Here is a 15662-nt window from a genome sequence, read left to right as displayed (position 1 = left end):
TCATATTTACACCGAAACGGGGCTGTAAGCGGCCGAATTTGGTGTTTTTTTGTATTCATCCGAGGTTTTACGCCAGAAGAACAGATAAGAATCCAGAATAAGATAGGGAACAACCGTGCGTAAGACTTATTGTTGCATGTGTATTTAAGCATGTAAAATAAGAGTTGATATGTAACATTACTGCATAATTTTATCTGTACATAGTCAGATGTAGACTTGCTTGAATATAGGAAGAACGATCGTAGTGTCTCGGCACAAAATACATACAGTACATCATACGGAAAGGCAGGAGAACAGATGACGACAAAGGTGGAGCAAGCGCTGGAAGAGATGATTGAGGCAGTTCATGAATGGTTTGATGAACAGGCAAAACGTACAGATTTGCAACAGACCTTGAAACGAACGACACTGCAGATGGGCATATTCGATGACATCTTTCTTTTATATAAGCCCGGAAGAACCGTTGTGGACAGTCTGGATATGGGATGGGACGAGGGCTCCTTTTTGACGCAGAACATTCGCTTTACAGAGGAAATGGTTCGCACTGAAATTCAACCGCGGCTGGTTGAGGTGGTTCAGGAAAGAATGGCCGAATGGGTGGATACTCCGCTGATTGATTATCGCTTTATCTTTCGGGGCAAGTTCCCTGCGAGTGATGGCATGCTGAAGCTGACACTGCTGGAATATGTCAATCAAGAGAAAAGACAGCTGCTGCTGGATCGGATTCATACGTATACAGAGCAAAAGCTGGAAAATGGCGTTCATCCAACCAAACCTCTGGAAACACACTTTTTGGCAAGTCATCTGCTTGATCCAGTGCTGTATCCTGCTTTGGATGCGGCATGGATCATTAGACAGTATGAACGGATTCAAACTTTAAACCGGGAACGAAAGGAAGCACTCGCAGAACACCGCCATACGATCATTTATGCTTTGACATTATGGGCAGAGCGGCAGTTTCTGCCGCAGTATTTCGACGTACAGACTTCGGCATACCGCGAGAATGAATATACTTTGAAGCGAGCAGAGCAGCTGCACGGACTGAATACAGCTCAGGATGAAGCTCGGAATTCCATCGAACTGCTGTTATATGCCGCAGTGCTGATTCTGCGTTTTGAACCCAGCTACAGCAAGCCGCGGGGACTCAAGTTTCTGGAGCTGGCGAAGCAGCTGGGCAGTGAACGAGCGGAGCGCATGTTAACAGAAGGCAGTGGTGCATATCAACCGGAAGATACCTATGTTCAGACGAAGCAGGTGGAGGGCCAGGCCAATGATGTCTTTGCCCGGATCACCATCCAGATTCGTGAAGAGAGCCCTGAGGCATATCGGCAGGCACTGGTTTTTATTATTCGTTTGCTGGAGCAGGGTTTCCCAAAAAACTATCATATTAAGCTGAAATCGAAGGCGAAACAGTATCTTCTAGTCAAAGGGCTCGCCAAATCCGATACACATCGTTTCTTCGCTAATGCTCTAACCTACCCTGAACTGCATCCTCTTCTGGAAACATACACACGAGCAGCGATGCAGCAGTTTGAGTTCTATGCAGACACCGAAGGGGAGAAAAACGGCATGCCTGGTAGTTATGCTGCCTTTGGACTTGGGCTTTCGAACGAGCAATATTTTCCTTTAATTAACGACTATATGGATCAGGTGGATGACGAGCATCAGATGATTCAGGACAAGTTTATCGCTGCGTTTGTTGAAAAATACGGAGTAACCGCACATTCCATGCCCGTTCTGGTCAATAGTCTGCGCCGTTCAACCGATGGCTTGAAGCTGAAGGTGCTGCCGGAGTTCGAGCACGAAGAGAAGCTGGCATTGCTGCTTGAGCAGGTGCAGAAGCTGGAATCGTTTGAAGTACAGCGTGTGCTTTATCCGATCTTTGGCAAGCTGGAGAAGCTGGTCACATTGGCTCGAAAGGCTGACGGAAGACGGAAGGAATTGCTGCTGGCGTTGGCACGGGCCGCGGGCAAGTGAGCGTTCAATTGAATTAGAGCAAGTTTTACGGACCCAGATGGAGTCACAAGGAGAGGTGGAGCTGGAATGGAAGCATTAACGAGGAACGTCTGGCAAGGACTGTCCGCGCAGGATAAGCAGGATTGGATGAAACGTATTGAGCTTATGCTTCCTGAAGGGATGCAATATGAGGGACTGGAGACGTTTGAACGATTCGGACAGCGGACGGAGACGGGGGTGTTTACACATGAAGAGGAGCGGTTTGTATTTGTTCCGGGTGATCGGGTAACCCTTGGCTGGGCACAGTGGCAGGACGGAATGGATGAAGCAACATCTGATGATTTTCAAGAAACGGCCGACACCCAAGGGATAGAGGACGTGCAAGCCTTCCTGGCCAGCCAGATGTCACCCGTGCGAGAAGTCACCATAGGGCCGATGCTTGTAGAATGTGAGACGATCTCTCTAGGCTGGATTGAGGTAACCGAGGAAGAAGCTTTTGCTCAGGAGCATGATGACTTCCCCGAGGCGTTGGCGCAATTCAAGCAGTCCGGGTTGAATGAATATGAATTGCATTTGCAATTTCGGCTGGTCCGACATCGTGAAGGAGATATCCAAATTTTTTGGTTTAATGAAGGGATCGAGCTGGAGGACGTTGTGAAGGAAGAAACAGCGGCCGGGTTTGGTTTGCTGACCGAAGACGAGTGGGAATATATCTACGGAGGAGGTTGTCGTACGTTATTCCCTTGGGGGGACAGCTTTGATTATACGATGAGATTGAGGTATTTCGGCAAACACAACGACCAACCTGCTGCAGCGAATTCATATGACTTGGAGCTGCCTAACTTTTTTGGTATTCAGTTTAAGGGAGACCCCTATAAGTATGAGCTTACGCTGGATGCAGAGGGTGAAGTGATACCAAAAGGCGGGGATGGTGGCATGCTGGTTTGCGGTGGAACAGGTCCTTTGCTTGGCTTCTTGCCAGCAGCATCCGTATTTTTTCGCGACGAGAATGTTGATGAGCTGGACTGGGAGGAACTGATGGACGCCCTTTATTATCGCCGGGTCATCCGTTTGACGGATGTAATGGTGGGCTAAAGCAAAAAAATAGGGGACAGCATATTTGCTGTGCCTTTTATATTTATAATTGGGTAAATATAATCAGGCCTGGCGGCTTAACTTCAGGAATGGGGACACATTGAGCAGCATCCTCGTTCCTTTTACAATAAAGAATGAGTGCTTTCTATGGGCTTTCATTTTCAAAAAGGAGAATACACGTGTCAGTATATACATCCTTTCAGTGTAACGGTATGGAGACGTTGTTTCTATTTGAAATTTTGAATATACCAGAGGCAGGACAACTTCGTTCAGAACTGCATGATGCTGCAGGCCGGGATGGAGAGCCTGCACCTTCGTACGCGCAGCTTCTCAAGGGTCTTGTTCAAGATCATGTGGTAGATGTCAGCGATCAAGAAATTACAATAGAACCTCAAGTACATAGGCTTCTTATGGGATGCAAGCTGAGCAGTGCAGTAATGCGTCTGGAGTTAATCAACACGAAGCAGGGCAGATCCGTAACGTATGGTTTTTTATCAAGTGATCAGTTGGTCGAATGGATATGGGAGCCTGTGCATCATCAGTCCGTATTCACTTCTTTTCTATCAATACAGGAAATGTTTCAAGTTCTCGGTAACCGACTGGATATTGATGATTCTCCTCAAGAAGCTGTTCTTGATCCGGGACAAGAGGGATCACGTACGTCCATCGGGGGCGACACCTTGCGCCGTCTGTTTGAATTGGAGATAAGCCCGGAGGAAACTGGCAATGAACCAGCCGGAGTAACTGAAAAAAACGAAATGACCGATAAAACCGAAAAAACGCAATTCATACTTCAAGAAGATAAACATTTGGATCAGACCTGGGTTCAGCCTTTGTCCTGCAGTTTAGCAGCTTTAGAGCGGCACGGCAGATTTGAAGTGTATACCCGGGGCACAGATGAGAGATCACAAGTGATTTATTTTATCGGCAGTGCGAGTGGAAACTGGCTCTTTCTTGAAGGGGAAACAGAGAACTTGTTTACCCCATTCATCGTAACAGAAGAAGAACTGGTTCAGAGTCTCTTTCTGCTGACTACACGTTCCATATCCGTTCTGCCCCATGTGCGCTGAACGGGAGAGACATATACGTCCGAAAAGGTAAGGGGATTGAATATGACAAAGATTGTTATGAAAGCAGAGTACCTGAACTCACTTGCCCAGCAGATTGAACAAGTCACTGCACAGCTGCAGCAGGTTGATGGCATGCTGCAGCATGGGCTTCAAGGAGCCGCATGGCAATCGGGTAACAGGCAGACGATCATTGGACTGTATCAGGCGCATCAGCAGCGTTTTCAAAGTGCAGGGCAAAGTATGCAGCAGCTGGCAGCTTATGTGAAAACAACCCGGCAGACGATGGAGCAGGAGGATAACACTGGTGGTCAATTCGGGGTGACTGGTATTAATTTTCTTGCTCCGTTTGATGGACTGGGCAGCACAGTAGGTACATTAACCGCAGCTATGGCGGTTGCTCGTTTGGGATATCGATTGAAGAACGGTTATATGGTCAAAGCTCAACTGGATCGAAACACACCTCGGGTTCTGGTTCGTGAGAGTCATGATGCAGTCAGAGGTAATAAGGCTCCGAACGGCCGGCCAAGAGACTATAAAATCCATTATTTACGTGACATTGAGGCCAAAATTGCCAACGGAACAGCTACTCCGCAGATGAAGGAAATTGCCGCCATGCTCAAGCCTGGTTATGGAGTCAAATCAGCGTTGAAGGACAAGCTGGGATGGGCCAGTGTGGGGCTTGATGTGTTTACAGATACCAAAGAAAATATCAGTGAAAATGCAGGCACGGACAAGATTGCTGGTGATATTATCGGAAACGTTGTGGTGGGCGGAGCAACGACTGTAGGGGCGACGCTTCTGACTGCGGCTCTCATGCCGGCAGCAGCACCTGTGCTGGCTGTCGGTGCAGTTGGTTTTGGAGTATCGGTTGGCTTGACATATCTTGCTGAAGGCATAAAGCTGGATATGGATCTGGACGGTGATGGAAAGGATGATTCGGTGAAGGATGTTATCAAACATGGCGCGAAGAAAGCCTGGTCTACCGTGGCGGGGTGGTTTAAGTAGATGGCAAATAAACAGCGATCCAAACCTTCAGCGCACAAGGGAAATACGGCTGCTGGTCCAGTAATGTATGATGGGACGTCGTATCCAAGGGAAACGTTCGAAAATTACCTTGTGATCTATGCGGCCGATGGCATTAGACTCAGTGCAGGCACGCTGGTTCTGTTTTTTCTCAATGTATTTCTGCTGATTCCCATATTCAGTGTTCCGTTTCAACCTCTCTATGCATATCTGCTGCTGCCGCCGCTAGCAGTTATGAATCTATGGGCCATTGCTCTGATTGCAGCCCCGCGTAGGCTGCAGCTCAATTATGTGTTGTTTAGAGGTGTATTCGGGCTTGTGTGCTCGGCTTCCTTTATGGTGGTTATACAGAAGTTCGCCTATGAGACACTGGAGCTGACCACGCCATGGTATGCGATTGGATCTTTTGCAGCGTATGTCTTGGCCCTATCTCAATATGTAAGGTTTCGTTTACAAAAATTAAAGCAGCCGCCTCAGCGTAAAAAAGGGGACAAAAGTACCGGTATGCCTGTTGCTGCCTTAACCGCGATTACAGGAGGGGCATACCTGCTGGCCAACATTTCACTTGCCTTTGTTACACAGCAGACCGTGGCAGTTGTTCTGATGTGTGTATACATCCTGCTGGCTTTTGTTGTATTTCATTTTGTTATGGATTTGCATCGATATTACTGGCTTCGCCGAGCCATGAACAAATTGGAGTCGGTTTAATACAGTATAATTAGACTTTATCATCAGGTCACCAGATATAAGGAGGATGATCAGTTTGCAAAAGAATACAACTGCACTTCTGCCCAACGGGTCGGTAATCCGTTTAAAAGAGGGCACCAAAAAGCTCGTGATCTATGGACGCAAGCAAATGTTAATGACAGAACCTCCGCGGCAATTTGATTATATTGGCTGTCCATACCCGGAGGGATACATTAATCCGGATTACACTTATGTGTTTAACCACGAAGACATTGAGGAAGTTATTTTCAAGGGGTATAGTGATGAAGAGGAAGAGGCTTTCGCAGCAGAACTTGAGCGAGCGTGACAATCGATTACGTCAATTCTGAGTTGGCCTCGGCTGCTGGTATTTTTTGATACAAACGGATCAGTACTAACGTGACTGATCCGTTTCACGGAAACGTGTTGCAGTCTGCTGCAGCTGCGTGCCTGTCTCCATTAAACCTCGCAAATAACTGCTCACAGTGGTCATACTGTTATTCATGCGCTCCAGAAAATCACGCTGCCGAGTGCCTTCCCATTGACCTTCGGATTGATCAATCATCGTTTTGAGTTGGTTAACGATGTCTTGTCCATTCTGCGAAGCTTTGTTGAATTGAACGGCAAGCTGCTGCAGCTCCTCCGGCGACAGATCGATGCGCTGATTCATAGTAAACTCATTCCTTCCTGTTCGAGTTTGCAAGATCGGGATAACTGCATCTATTATAACCCCTTCTGAAGCAAAATGAAGCTGGACTAAAGCCGCGTTTTCAAGAACCATAAACGGCCTATAAACAAGACAAAACACATACCAGATCGGCTTCCAAGTCTGGAGAACGGAAGAGCCGAAATTGTATGTGTTTTTATTACTAATTATGATCTTATGGTGTTTATGATCTGATGATGCTTATGAGTTTATGCAGAAGAAATCATGATTATTTCACTTTTTGCACGGCAGTTGCCATTTGCTCCAGTTGGGTATGTGTCAATTGGTTATTTGGCGAGCTGAGCGTGACATAACGATCATCCAGCTTGAACGTAAGCATGTCGGTTTTGTCCGGCGTGTACCATTTGGCAGATACGCCGTTAGGCAGTTTTACTGTTTTGCCATCATAGCTGAACGAGTAGTCTCTAGGAGACACAGTAACATTCATGCGGTTAAAGACAAAGTTTACACCATCTCCGCCTGCTCCGACAGCTTTGAATGCATCTCCGGCAACCATATGCTGCGGTGCATAAGCTGTCGTGAAGCCATCAAATTTGGCAAATGAGCTGCGGATATTGTCCAGCTGCTGTTTGGAGTAGTTTACATTTTCGTAGGCTGTGATGCCTTGATCGTTGCCGCTGTTTACTTTTTGCACAGAGACAGCCACTTGCTGCAGCTGCGCTTGGCTCAGCTTATGATCTGGCGAGCTAAGAGTAACATAACGATCATCCAGCTTGAAGGTCAGCATGCCTGTATCGCCTGGTGTATACCATTTTGCGCTGACGCCGTTGGACAGTTTTATATCTTTGCCCGTGTAGCCGTCCGAATAATCTCTTGGAGTAACATCGACCTTCATATGGTTGAAAATAAAGCTTACACCATCGCCGCCAGCGGCTGCGCTTTTGAAGGTATCACCTGTGGTCATCTGCTGCGGAGCATAAGCCGTTTCAAAGCCATCGAATTGGGCAAAAGCCTTTTGAATCGCTTCCTTCTGCGCCGTAGTATAGGTTATATTCGTAAGCGTAGTTGGATTACTGTTCGTTTCTCCAATAATAACTTGTTTATTGGCACTATCGTACGTTACAGGCACATGCAGTGCATCAGCAAGTGCTCGAACCGGGAGATATGTCGAGTTATTGTACGTAATAGGAGCAAGTTTTTTACCATTCCCGTCAGTCGGCGCGTAGGCTGTGCCATCTACATTAAAGCTGATTCCATGATTGAGATAAGCCGAGATTTTCTCCAGTTGTGTACCAGCAAACACACCAGCCGCTCCTGTTAAGGTCATACCGAGTACCATCATTGTAGCTACGGATTTCTTCATGTTTTTTTTCATCCTATATCTCTCCTTTAAGTTGGGGTTATTTATTGTCTTACTGTTCCTTATGGCTTTATATTACCCCTCGAACTTATCCAGAATAATTCTGAATTATCTCCAACTTGTAAACATGTGTAACAATTTTTGCATGATGGTGGAAATTTGTTATGTAAAGGTTACAGGAGAAGCATCTTGTTTGATTCTCATAATAAAAGGAGGGAAATAAGATGGAGTATCGCATTATTGAAGAGTTTTATGATATCGGAAGAATACAGCGCTTGGTAGTGATGAAACAGGGGACAAGCTCTGATGCAAAATGCGTTGAGTCCTCAGCAGGTAGATTTGTCTTGCGTAAACTAAGAAATGAGCAGCAGGCTGTAAACGAAGAGAGACTTCATCACGTTATGTCATTGCAAAACATCTCTCCAGCATTGGTGATTGCGCGGAACGGGTTGTCCTATATTCATTTAAATGATGAAATATATAACTTGCAGTACTACGTGGAAGAAACGGTACCATACGATCAGGCAACGATCCATTTTGTTGAATTTGGAAAAATGCTTGCTCGCTTCCACCATGCTGCTCACAAGCTTGAAATTGTTGACCAGCCGGATCGTTTTGCTTTGTCTCTTCTATGGTCACAAGTCTGTGATGAAGTCAGGGGATCTTCGTCAGCTATGATTTGTTCACTTGAGGGGCATGTACAGCAATGTACAGAGTACGCCGTGAGAAATAAGGGCGTGATTCATGGTGATCTGGGTGTGTGGAATATGTTGTTTACGAAGCAAAAGACACTTTTAATCGATTTTGGAGAGGTGAGAAGAGGTGATCCGCATTTTGATATGGCTGCCGCGCTTACCTCAATGATCCCTGCAACGACAACGGAGAATGATTGTTTATCAATGTTGGAAGATGTGATTAGAGGTTATGCTGAGGCTGGAGGACTACTCATGAGCGAGTGGCTGTATGAACAAATTCACTTGTGGATGCTGCGCGGCTGGCTGGCGTGGATCAGGGAGAGGGGAGTCACCTCCCCGGTGGTGGAGCACATTGAGCAAGGCATGCAAAGAGTTGCCGTATTCAAAGAGATATTACTTTAGCATTCAGTAAATCATGATCAATTGTACAAATACAGTACAAATCCACCTATGCCCAGTACGATGGCGCCGACGTATACATATGTAAGTTTACTGAGATTTTGCCGTGTGCGACGATCATATTCAGGGTTGCTGACACGATTGGCTTTGGAGTTCCCGATGATCAGAGTAGCAATTCCGCCAAATAAAGCGATGCCAATAATCAATGCATAAGGCAGCCAAGTCATGAGTTGACCTCCTTTTCCAGTCGATGGAAAGCGTTTGCCTCTATTGTATCTCAGGTTTACTCGCAATGTAAGCTATTATTGAGAAATATAGGAAATTACATTGCTTGAACTATATAAGTTGAACTAAAGATTTTACACAGTCCACTCCGATGACAGAATAACCTGGAGAGTAGCGGTTACCCCCGATTTTTTGAATTCTTTTCCTCCGGATGATTATTGTTTTAAATTTTTCTTGCTGCTAAAAACATAGATATATCAAGCGTTTGCGGCTTTCGCTATGGGAAGCTGCAATTTTTTTTGCCTGCGTAGTGATCCAGATTCGCGAACCCTGCGTTACACCTCATGAAGACAACAACAAGGAAGGAAAAAATACTTAAAACCAACCCAAGGAGTGAATAACACAATGAAGATGAAAATGAAAACATTCATTGCACCTGTACTTAGCTTGTCCCTGTTGATGCCGGGAATCGCGGGAGCTGCTGCTGCACCTCAGACCTCCACTTCCATGACGATGATGAAAGCATCCGTGAACACACCTGCCGCTGACTTGAGAGCAAACCTGGATCATTTGCTGTCCGAGCACTTTGCTCTTGCGGTAACTGCGATGGCAAAGGCTTATGACGGTGCAAAGGATGCAGATGCAGCTTACAAAGCACTCGACCAAAATGCCCTGGATATGCAGCCAGCCATCGCTTCCCTCTATGGTGAAGCAGGTGCCAAAGAATTCGAACGCATTTTCCGTGCACATAACAAATACACTGATGATCTGGTGAAAGCAACCAAGATGGGCAACCAGGCTGGCATCAAGCAGGCCCAGGATAACATCAACGGATTCGTAGATGAATTCTCCACGTTTCTGAGCACTGCTACAGAGGGGAAATTACCTAAAAACGCAGCCAAACAAGCACTGAAAGTGCATGAGGATCTGGTACAAAAAGTATTTGACGAGTATGTAGCCGGGGATTATACCGATGCATACAAGGCATATCGTGAAGGCTTCAAGGAGATGTTTGACGTAAGTAAAGCCCTCTCCACCGCAATCACAACACAAATGCCTGAGAAATTCAACAACACCAAAGCGGATACGAAAGCAGCTGATCTGAGATCTGCACTTAACCATCTGGCTTCCGAGCACTTTGCCCTTTCGGCGTTGCAGATGCAGGAGCAGTATGATGGACACACAGCAGCATCGAATGCCCTTGTTACCGCAGAAGCCGGAAATACAGCGGATTTCAAAGCAGCCATCGCTTCCATTTACGGCAATGAAGGAGCAGATGCATTCGAAAAAATCTGGGTGACCAACCACGTTAACGCTCAAAGTGACTATGTCAAAGCGGTAAAAGATAACGACGCAACCGCGCGTGCAGCTGTGCAAAAACGGATCGACGGATTTACGACGGAGTTTGCAACATTCCTGGATTCCGCAACAGCAGGCAACCTGCCTAAAACAGCAGCACAACAGGCGCTGACGACACATGAAAACCAGGTGCAAAAAGTACTGGATCAATACGCGGCAGGCAACTATGATGCTTCTTACACGACGAATCGTGAAGGCTTCAAAGTGATGTTTGGTGTAGGTCAAGCGCTGGGTAATGCCATCGTGACCCAGTTTAATGACAAGTTCCAAGAAGCAGCACCGACAACGCCTACACCAGCACCAACGCCAGACATGACTATCGTTTGGATGAAGCTCAACAGCAAAATGCTGAAAATTAATGATAAAACAACAAACATGGATACAACACCTGTGCTGTGGAAAAATACAACGTACATTCCGCTGCGTTTCCTGAGCGAAGGCATTGGTGCAACGGTGAAATGGGATAAAAAAGCACAGCAGGTTACCGTGATGGCTGGTGACGATACCCTCGTATTCTGGGTGAACAACACCGTCATGGAAGTGAACGGTATGAAGAAAAACGTAGGCTCCACCGTGTTTGTCAACAAAGATGGACGTACTCAGGTTCCTCTGCGTTTCATTGCTGAACTGCTTGACTGGAATGTAAAATGGTCTCAAAAGGATGGTTCCATTACGCTGACCAAAGCCATGTAAGCGGGGCAGAATCTCGTTTTTAACGATATTTATATTTAATAATAACCTTGAAAAGAGCTGCCCCGCATGGGGCAGCTCTTTTCAAGGTTAGTCAGGCAGGGATATGATTGTGATACATAATCTTCTCAACAGGATGACGTACCGTTTGATGTCCCTCTTTGATGCCTTTGCCAACCGCAATCAACATGACATCCAGATACCTGTCCGAAATATTCAACGCCGATTTGAGTTCTGCAGAATGATACCCAGACATCGTAATGGTTTGTAATCCGGCCTCCTGGGCGAGCAGCACAAATGACATCGCTGCTAGACTTACATCACGGGTAAGTTCAATCGCAAGCTCCTGCTCTGTTTTGGAGGCATAATACTGGATGGCGGCATCGGTCAGAAAATCCCGGGTTGATTCGTCATAGAAGCCAGCCTGGAAGCCCTCTTGAAGAATAGAAGTAATGTTGTTTTTTGCAAACGCCTTGAAGTCTCCCAGCATCAGGATTAAGGCAGAAGCCTCCAGAACCTGCTGCTGATTAAAAGCGATAGGCAGCAATGTATTTCTTAATTCGGGATCATCAATCACAAGGTAACGAGTGGCTTGAATATTATTCCCGTTCGGTGATTTACTTGCCAAAGCGATCAGTGTACTCAGCGTCTCCTCGTTCAAAGCGTAATCTGGATCGAAATGTCGAACGGAACGTCTTTTTTCCAATAGGGCCTGTACATGCATGGGATCATCTCCATCGTTGTTATTTAGAGTCTGTTTGGATTATAGTAGACAGCAGCAGAGAAGAAAATAACGCACATTAAAGTGGCCTAGCAACCTGAAAGTATCTATTAGGAGGAGAAGCAAGTTGGTGAAATATAATACTGGAATTAATATTTTCATGGATATCGCTGGCGGGAAGTGGAAGTGCCTGATTTTGTACTTCCTGAGTCAAAACGCGGTAAGAACGAAAGAGTTCTATGAATTAATACCTGGCATTACCCAGAAGGTCCTGACAGAGCAATTGAAGCAATTGGAGAAGGATGGATTGGTTTCCAGAGAGGTGTTCAACGAAATTCCTCCCAAAGTCGAATACAGCCTGACAGAGCTGGGCCGGTCCTTTGTGCCCGTATTAAAAACGATGTGTGATTGGGGCAACAGGTACGCAGAGATGAACGGAAATCCACGGGATAAACGTATCCAATGTGATCAAGGGTGATCCTCAAATTCCAAATATTTGATATAATTGCTGTGTAGTGACTCGTATAGAGGGCATACATAGGTGGAATGCACAGAATAACGTATGATAATCCAATATGAACGAAGAAAGAGGAGGACAGAGGCATGAGTGCAGCATCCCATTCAGAGCAGCCCGCCAAAGGGGCAGAAACCCGGTTATTTATCGCCTGGGCCGTGTCTGTAATTGCAACCTTGGGAAGTCTTTATTTAAGTGAGATCAAAGGCTTTCTTCCATGTGATTTGTGCTGGTTCCAGCGCATATTTATGTATCCGTTAACGATCCTGCTCGGCATTGCGTATTTCAAGGATGACGTGGGCATTGCCAAATACGTGCTTCCGCTCAGCTTTATCGGAGGGGGTATATCCTTGTATCATGTAACGATCCAGCGTATTTTCTCGGCTACAGGCAATGCGGTGGCCTGCGGCAAGGTACCTTGTTACACTGATTATTTGAACTGGTTTGGTTTTATTACCATTCCACTGCTGGCTCTGATCGCATTTATTATCATTATTGTAATGCTGTGGGGGATTGGCAAAACATCTAAACGTTCTGCTTAAAATTTCTGTTGAAATCTTCTTCTTAAATCTGGATACGCGGAAAGGAACTGAACTGTGGTGATGAAGGGACAAGCTCGCTGGTTTACGCCTTTACTCATACTCGTGCTGATGTTTATCATGGCCGGGTGCTCCTACACGGAGCAGTCTGCTTCGGGAGAGATGCCGGAAATGATTCGAGTAAAGCTCCTGATGCCGGATCAGGTGAAGGTAAATGAAGAAGTTGCTTTACAGATCAAGCTGACTCAGGGAGAGAATCCTGTAGATGATGCCGATCAGGTACAGTTCCAGATATGGAACGAACAGAATGAGCCTGAAGCACCTGCTGCTGAGCAAGGTATGATGAATGCCGATGAGCTTGAAGCTCGCGGAGCGGTGAAGGCGAGTGCTATAGGCGATGGTGTGTACGAGGTGAAATATACGTTTCAGGAGCCGGGGGAATATGTTGTTCAGGCACATGTAACCTCAGGTGCAATGCATACCATGCCACGTGCGAAGGTAACCGTCGAATAATATTTATAATGATTAAATTCAATCCTTGACCTTGAAGTATACTTCAAGGTTTATTCTTGTTGTATCAACAACGTTTGGAGGAAAAATAATGAAATTATTCGAATGGGTTTTCGTGCTTGTAACGATAGTCGCAGCTCTTGGCTTGCCGTTCTATCCGAAACGGCGGAAGCTGGCGACAGGTATGCTTTCCGTTTTGATTATCGCTTTTTTGCTGCATGCTGTCCGTGATTCGTTACGGGTGATGCTGCTGCCGTCTTATATTGTTGCGGTCATACTATTCATCCTGTTAATCATTCAGCTGATGAAATCAGTTCGCGGCAACGTAAGGACAGCATCAGCACCATACAAGAAGAAATCAAGAGCAGGCACGTGGCTTCGCGGCGCATTAATCCTTATTCTAGCTGCCTTCTCGGGAGTTGGTTCAGGACTGCTTACCCGATACTTTCCTGCTTTTACAATGCCCGAGCCAACGGGCCAATTCGCCATCGGTACCTTTTCACAACAGCTTGTGGATGAATCTCGTGAAGAGACGCTCTCGCCTGAGAATGGAGACAAGCGCGAGCTGATGATTAACGTATGGTATCCTGTCGATCCCGAAGCTGCAAAAGGCATAAAGCCCGAATCCTACCCCGCTGAACTGGGGGAAGCGATCAGTCTCGTTTTTGGCATCCCGCCCAAGGTGTTCAGTTACCTGGATACGATTCCGACACATGTGGTGAAAGGGGCAGCGATGTCCAATGCACAAAGCTCTTATCCTGTTGTTTTGTTCTCTCCCGGTGTGCGTTCGGCCCGCTTCCAGAGCATGACTGCGGTTGAAGAGCTGGTGAGTCATGGTTATATCGTTGTGGGCATGGATCACCCTTACACCTCTGCTCGTGTAACCTTCCCGGACGGGCATGCGGTTTCTTATGAGGCCGGACCTGAATTTGCCACTTCAGAGGAACAGTATCAGTATAACGTGGAAGGCGTGGGTATTCGTGCTGCGGATGCACGTTTTGTGCTTGATACTCTGGAACAGTGGAATGTGAAGGACCCTAATCATGTGCTGGAGGGCAGGCTGGATCTGAACCATACAGGCATCATGGGCCATTCCTATGGCGGGGCAACAACAGCTGAAGCGCTCGCACAGGATGAACGTTTGCAAGCCGGACTCAGTCTGGAAGGCGGATTCTGGGGCACCGTCTCCAAGACAGCATTGAAACAGCCTTTTATGTATATTATGTCTGGTGAAACGGCCAAAAGCTTCGATCCGAGTGCTGCATCCAAAGATAAAGTGTTTTATCCCGAATTCGAGCCTGATCTGAAACATGTTATGACGAGCAGTCTGAATGATACCTATTATCTGACGGTGGACGGATTTTTCCATCAAAGCTTCACCGATATCGCCTTGATCTCACCGCGTTTGTTTGCCAAGAACATGCCTGCGGAGCATAATATTGATATTACGCGGAGTTACGCGCTCGCCTTTTTTGACCGTTACCTGAAAGGGGAAGCACAACCACTGCTGCAAGGAAGCTCAGAGAAATTTCCCGAAGCAGCTTATGATCAGGAGTATACGAAAATACGTAACAAATAAGCAGATGAAGTCTGCGGGAAGGTGGAGATCGGTGTGGACACGATGACAAGAGGCCAATTAGCCAAAAGAACAGGGGTAAGCATGGCAACGCTTCGATATTATGAGGACAGCGGCATACTGCCCGCTCCGCATCGATCCGCTAACGGTTATCGGGTGTACACCGATGATTATCTGGTTAAAGTGAAATTTATCAAGGGTGCACAGACGCTCGGCTACTCACTGAAAGAGATACAGGAAACCTTGGAGCTATTAAGCAATGAGCATATGGAGAAAGAAACACTCAAGGCACTCGTTCGTGAACGAATTGCCGACATTGAGAAGCATATCGGCCACCTGAAGGAGATGCAGCAGCATCTGGCCACATTGCTGCATACGCCCGAGGAGGAAATCGACAGTTACATTCAATCGTTCAGAGTAAGCAGGAAAGAGCCGTGATAACGGCTCTTTTTCAATTTTAGCGTGCCCAGCTAAGCACGCATCTTCTAGCCGGTGAAAGTCCGGTCGCAGGAGGGGCCAAGCCCCTGCGTAGCTAGGATACTTGCGTATGGCGAAATC

Annotated in this window: 17 protein-coding genes; 13 read left to right on the top strand and 4 right to left on the bottom strand. The window is 46.5% G+C overall.

Annotated elements, in window-relative coordinates:
• Positions 1–297: 297 nt before the first annotated feature.
• From IEW26_RS26720 to IEW26_RS26695, 6 genes are all read left to right on the top strand, one after another.
• Complete coding sequence (locus IEW26_RS26720; RefSeq protein ID WP_188594605.1) at positions 298–1977, top strand: DUF6138 family protein; 1680 nt, start codon at positions 298–300, stop codon at positions 1975–1977.
• A gap of 66 nt (positions 1978–2043) precedes the next feature.
• Positions 2044–3051, top strand: coding sequence for a formylglycine-generating enzyme family protein (locus IEW26_RS26715; RefSeq protein ID WP_188594604.1), 1008 nt, complete (start codon positions 2044–2046; stop codon positions 3049–3051).
• A gap of 179 nt (positions 3052–3230) precedes the next feature.
• A complete protein-coding gene (locus IEW26_RS26710; RefSeq protein ID WP_188594603.1) occupies positions 3231–4121 on the top strand; it encodes a hypothetical protein in 891 nt (296 codons plus the stop codon).
• Positions 4122–4163: 42 nt separating this feature from the next.
• Complete coding sequence (locus IEW26_RS30475) at positions 4164–5126, top strand: hypothetical protein (RefSeq protein ID WP_229730060.1); 963 nt, start codon at positions 4164–4166, stop codon at positions 5124–5126.
• Positions 5127–5852: a hypothetical protein gene (locus IEW26_RS26700; RefSeq protein ID WP_229730059.1), complete on the top strand. Its 726-nt coding sequence runs from the start codon at positions 5127–5129 to the stop codon at positions 5850–5852. It abuts the gene before it with no gap.
• A gap of 55 nt (positions 5853–5907) precedes the next feature.
• Entirely contained in the window at positions 5908–6177 is a 270-nt protein-coding gene (locus IEW26_RS26695; RefSeq protein ID WP_229730058.1) for a DUF4176 domain-containing protein, read from the top strand.
• Between the two features lie 66 nt (positions 6178–6243).
• On the opposite strand, the gene IEW26_RS26690 is transcribed toward IEW26_RS26695, so the two are convergent.
• Both IEW26_RS26690 and IEW26_RS26685 read right to left on the bottom strand, forming a co-directional pair.
• Positions 6244–6519, bottom strand: a complete 276-nt coding sequence (locus IEW26_RS26690) for a WXG100 family type VII secretion target (protein WP_188594601.1) — start codon at positions 6517–6519, stop codon at positions 6244–6246.
• Positions 6520–6784: 265 nt separating this feature from the next.
• Entirely contained in the window at positions 6785–7891 is a 1107-nt protein-coding gene (locus tag IEW26_RS26685) for a stalk domain-containing protein (protein ID WP_188594600.1), read from the bottom strand.
• A 209-nt stretch (positions 7892–8100) separates the two neighbouring features.
• On the opposite strand from IEW26_RS26685, the gene IEW26_RS26680 reads away from it, so the two are divergent.
• On the top strand, positions 8101–8973 hold the full coding sequence (locus IEW26_RS26680; RefSeq protein ID WP_188594599.1) for a phosphotransferase: 873 nt from the start codon (positions 8101–8103) through the stop codon (positions 8971–8973).
• A 17-nt stretch (positions 8974–8990) separates the two neighbouring features.
• On the opposite strand, the gene IEW26_RS26675 is transcribed toward IEW26_RS26680, so the two are convergent.
• Positions 8991–9197: a hypothetical protein gene (locus tag IEW26_RS26675; protein ID WP_145406641.1), complete on the bottom strand. Its 207-nt coding sequence runs from the start codon at positions 9195–9197 to the stop codon at positions 8991–8993.
• A 409-nt stretch (positions 9198–9606) separates the two neighbouring features.
• On the opposite strand from IEW26_RS26675, the gene IEW26_RS26670 reads away from it, so the two are divergent.
• Positions 9607–11247 carry a copper amine oxidase N-terminal domain-containing protein gene (locus IEW26_RS26670; RefSeq protein ID WP_188594636.1) on the top strand — a complete coding sequence of 547 codons (1641 nt, stop codon included), beginning with the start codon at positions 9607–9609 and terminating at the stop codon, positions 11245–11247.
• A 91-nt stretch (positions 11248–11338) separates the two neighbouring features.
• Here IEW26_RS26670 and IEW26_RS26665 read toward each other — a convergent pair whose 3' ends face one another.
• On the bottom strand, positions 11339–11968 hold the full coding sequence (locus IEW26_RS26665; RefSeq protein WP_188594598.1) for a nitroreductase family protein: 630 nt from the start codon (positions 11966–11968) through the stop codon (positions 11339–11341).
• Between the two features lie 124 nt (positions 11969–12092).
• On the opposite strand from IEW26_RS26665, the gene IEW26_RS26660 reads away from it, so the two are divergent.
• The 5 genes from IEW26_RS26660 to IEW26_RS26640 all read left to right on the top strand — a co-directional run bounded on the left by IEW26_RS26660 (position 12093) and on the right by IEW26_RS26640 (position 15542).
• The gene (locus IEW26_RS26660) at positions 12093–12443 is read left to right on the top strand and encodes a winged helix-turn-helix transcriptional regulator (protein ID WP_188594597.1); all 351 of its coding nucleotides are present in this window, start codon (positions 12093–12095) and stop codon (positions 12441–12443) included.
• Between the two features lie 125 nt (positions 12444–12568).
• Positions 12569–13021 carry a disulfide oxidoreductase gene (locus IEW26_RS26655; RefSeq protein WP_111272713.1) on the top strand — a complete coding sequence of 151 codons (453 nt, stop codon included), beginning with the start codon at positions 12569–12571 and terminating at the stop codon, positions 13019–13021.
• A 60-nt stretch (positions 13022–13081) separates the two neighbouring features.
• On the top strand, positions 13082–13531 hold the full coding sequence (locus IEW26_RS26650) for a FixH family protein (protein WP_188594596.1): 450 nt from the start codon (positions 13082–13084) through the stop codon (positions 13529–13531).
• A gap of 88 nt (positions 13532–13619) precedes the next feature.
• A complete protein-coding gene (locus tag IEW26_RS26645; protein ID WP_188594595.1) occupies positions 13620–15107 on the top strand; it encodes an alpha/beta hydrolase family protein in 1488 nt (495 codons plus the stop codon).
• A 42-nt stretch (positions 15108–15149) separates the two neighbouring features.
• A complete protein-coding gene (locus IEW26_RS26640) occupies positions 15150–15542 on the top strand; it encodes a MerR family transcriptional regulator (protein WP_308423574.1) in 393 nt (130 codons plus the stop codon).
• Positions 15543–15662 lie beyond the last annotated feature (120 nt).

The organism is Paenibacillus silvae, assembly GCF_014639235.1.
Lineage (GTDB): Bacteria > Bacillota > Bacilli > Paenibacillales > Paenibacillaceae > Paenibacillus > Paenibacillus silvae.
The sequence above is the reverse complement of the archived record's forward strand: the minus strand, read 5'-3'. Positions and strand labels throughout refer to the sequence as shown.

What these genes read in the sequence shown, in the direction of transcription:
- IEW26_RS26675 (WP_145406641.1), bottom strand. Translation starts at nt 9,197, where the DNA reads ATGACTTGGCTGCCTTATGCATTGATTATTGGCATCGCTTTATTTGGC.
- IEW26_RS26700 (WP_229730059.1), top strand. Translation starts at nt 5,127, where the DNA reads ATGGCAAATAAACAGCGATCCAAACCTTCAGCGCACAAGGGAAATACG.
- IEW26_RS26715 (WP_188594604.1), top strand. Translation starts at nt 2,044, where the DNA reads ATGGAAGCATTAACGAGGAACGTCTGGCAAGGACTGTCCGCGCAGGAT.
- IEW26_RS26670 (WP_188594636.1), top strand. Translation starts at nt 9,607, where the DNA reads ATGAAAATGAAAACATTCATTGCACCTGTACTTAGCTTGTCCCTGTTG.
- IEW26_RS26655 (WP_111272713.1), top strand. Translation starts at nt 12,569, where the DNA reads ATGAGTGCAGCATCCCATTCAGAGCAGCCCGCCAAAGGGGCAGAAACC.
- IEW26_RS26665 (WP_188594598.1), bottom strand. Translation starts at nt 11,968, where the DNA reads ATGCATGTACAGGCCCTATTGGAAAAAAGACGTTCCGTTCGACATTTC.
- IEW26_RS26685 (WP_188594600.1), bottom strand. Translation starts at nt 7,891, where the DNA reads ATGAAAAAAAACATGAAGAAATCCGTAGCTACAATGATGGTACTCGGT.
- IEW26_RS26645 (WP_188594595.1), top strand. Translation starts at nt 13,620, where the DNA reads ATGAAATTATTCGAATGGGTTTTCGTGCTTGTAACGATAGTCGCAGCT.
- IEW26_RS26680 (WP_188594599.1), top strand. Translation starts at nt 8,101, where the DNA reads ATGGAGTATCGCATTATTGAAGAGTTTTATGATATCGGAAGAATACAG.
- IEW26_RS30475 (WP_229730060.1), top strand. Translation starts at nt 4,164, where the DNA reads ATGACAAAGATTGTTATGAAAGCAGAGTACCTGAACTCACTTGCCCAG.
- IEW26_RS26650 (WP_188594596.1), top strand. Translation starts at nt 13,082, where the DNA reads ATGAAGGGACAAGCTCGCTGGTTTACGCCTTTACTCATACTCGTGCTG.
- IEW26_RS26640 (WP_308423574.1), top strand. Translation starts at nt 15,150, where the DNA reads ATGACAAGAGGCCAATTAGCCAAAAGAACAGGGGTAAGCATGGCAACG.
- IEW26_RS26690 (WP_188594601.1), bottom strand. Translation starts at nt 6,519, where the DNA reads ATGAATCAGCGCATCGATCTGTCGCCGGAGGAGCTGCAGCAGCTTGCC.
- IEW26_RS26720 (WP_188594605.1), top strand. Translation starts at nt 298, where the DNA reads ATGACGACAAAGGTGGAGCAAGCGCTGGAAGAGATGATTGAGGCAGTT.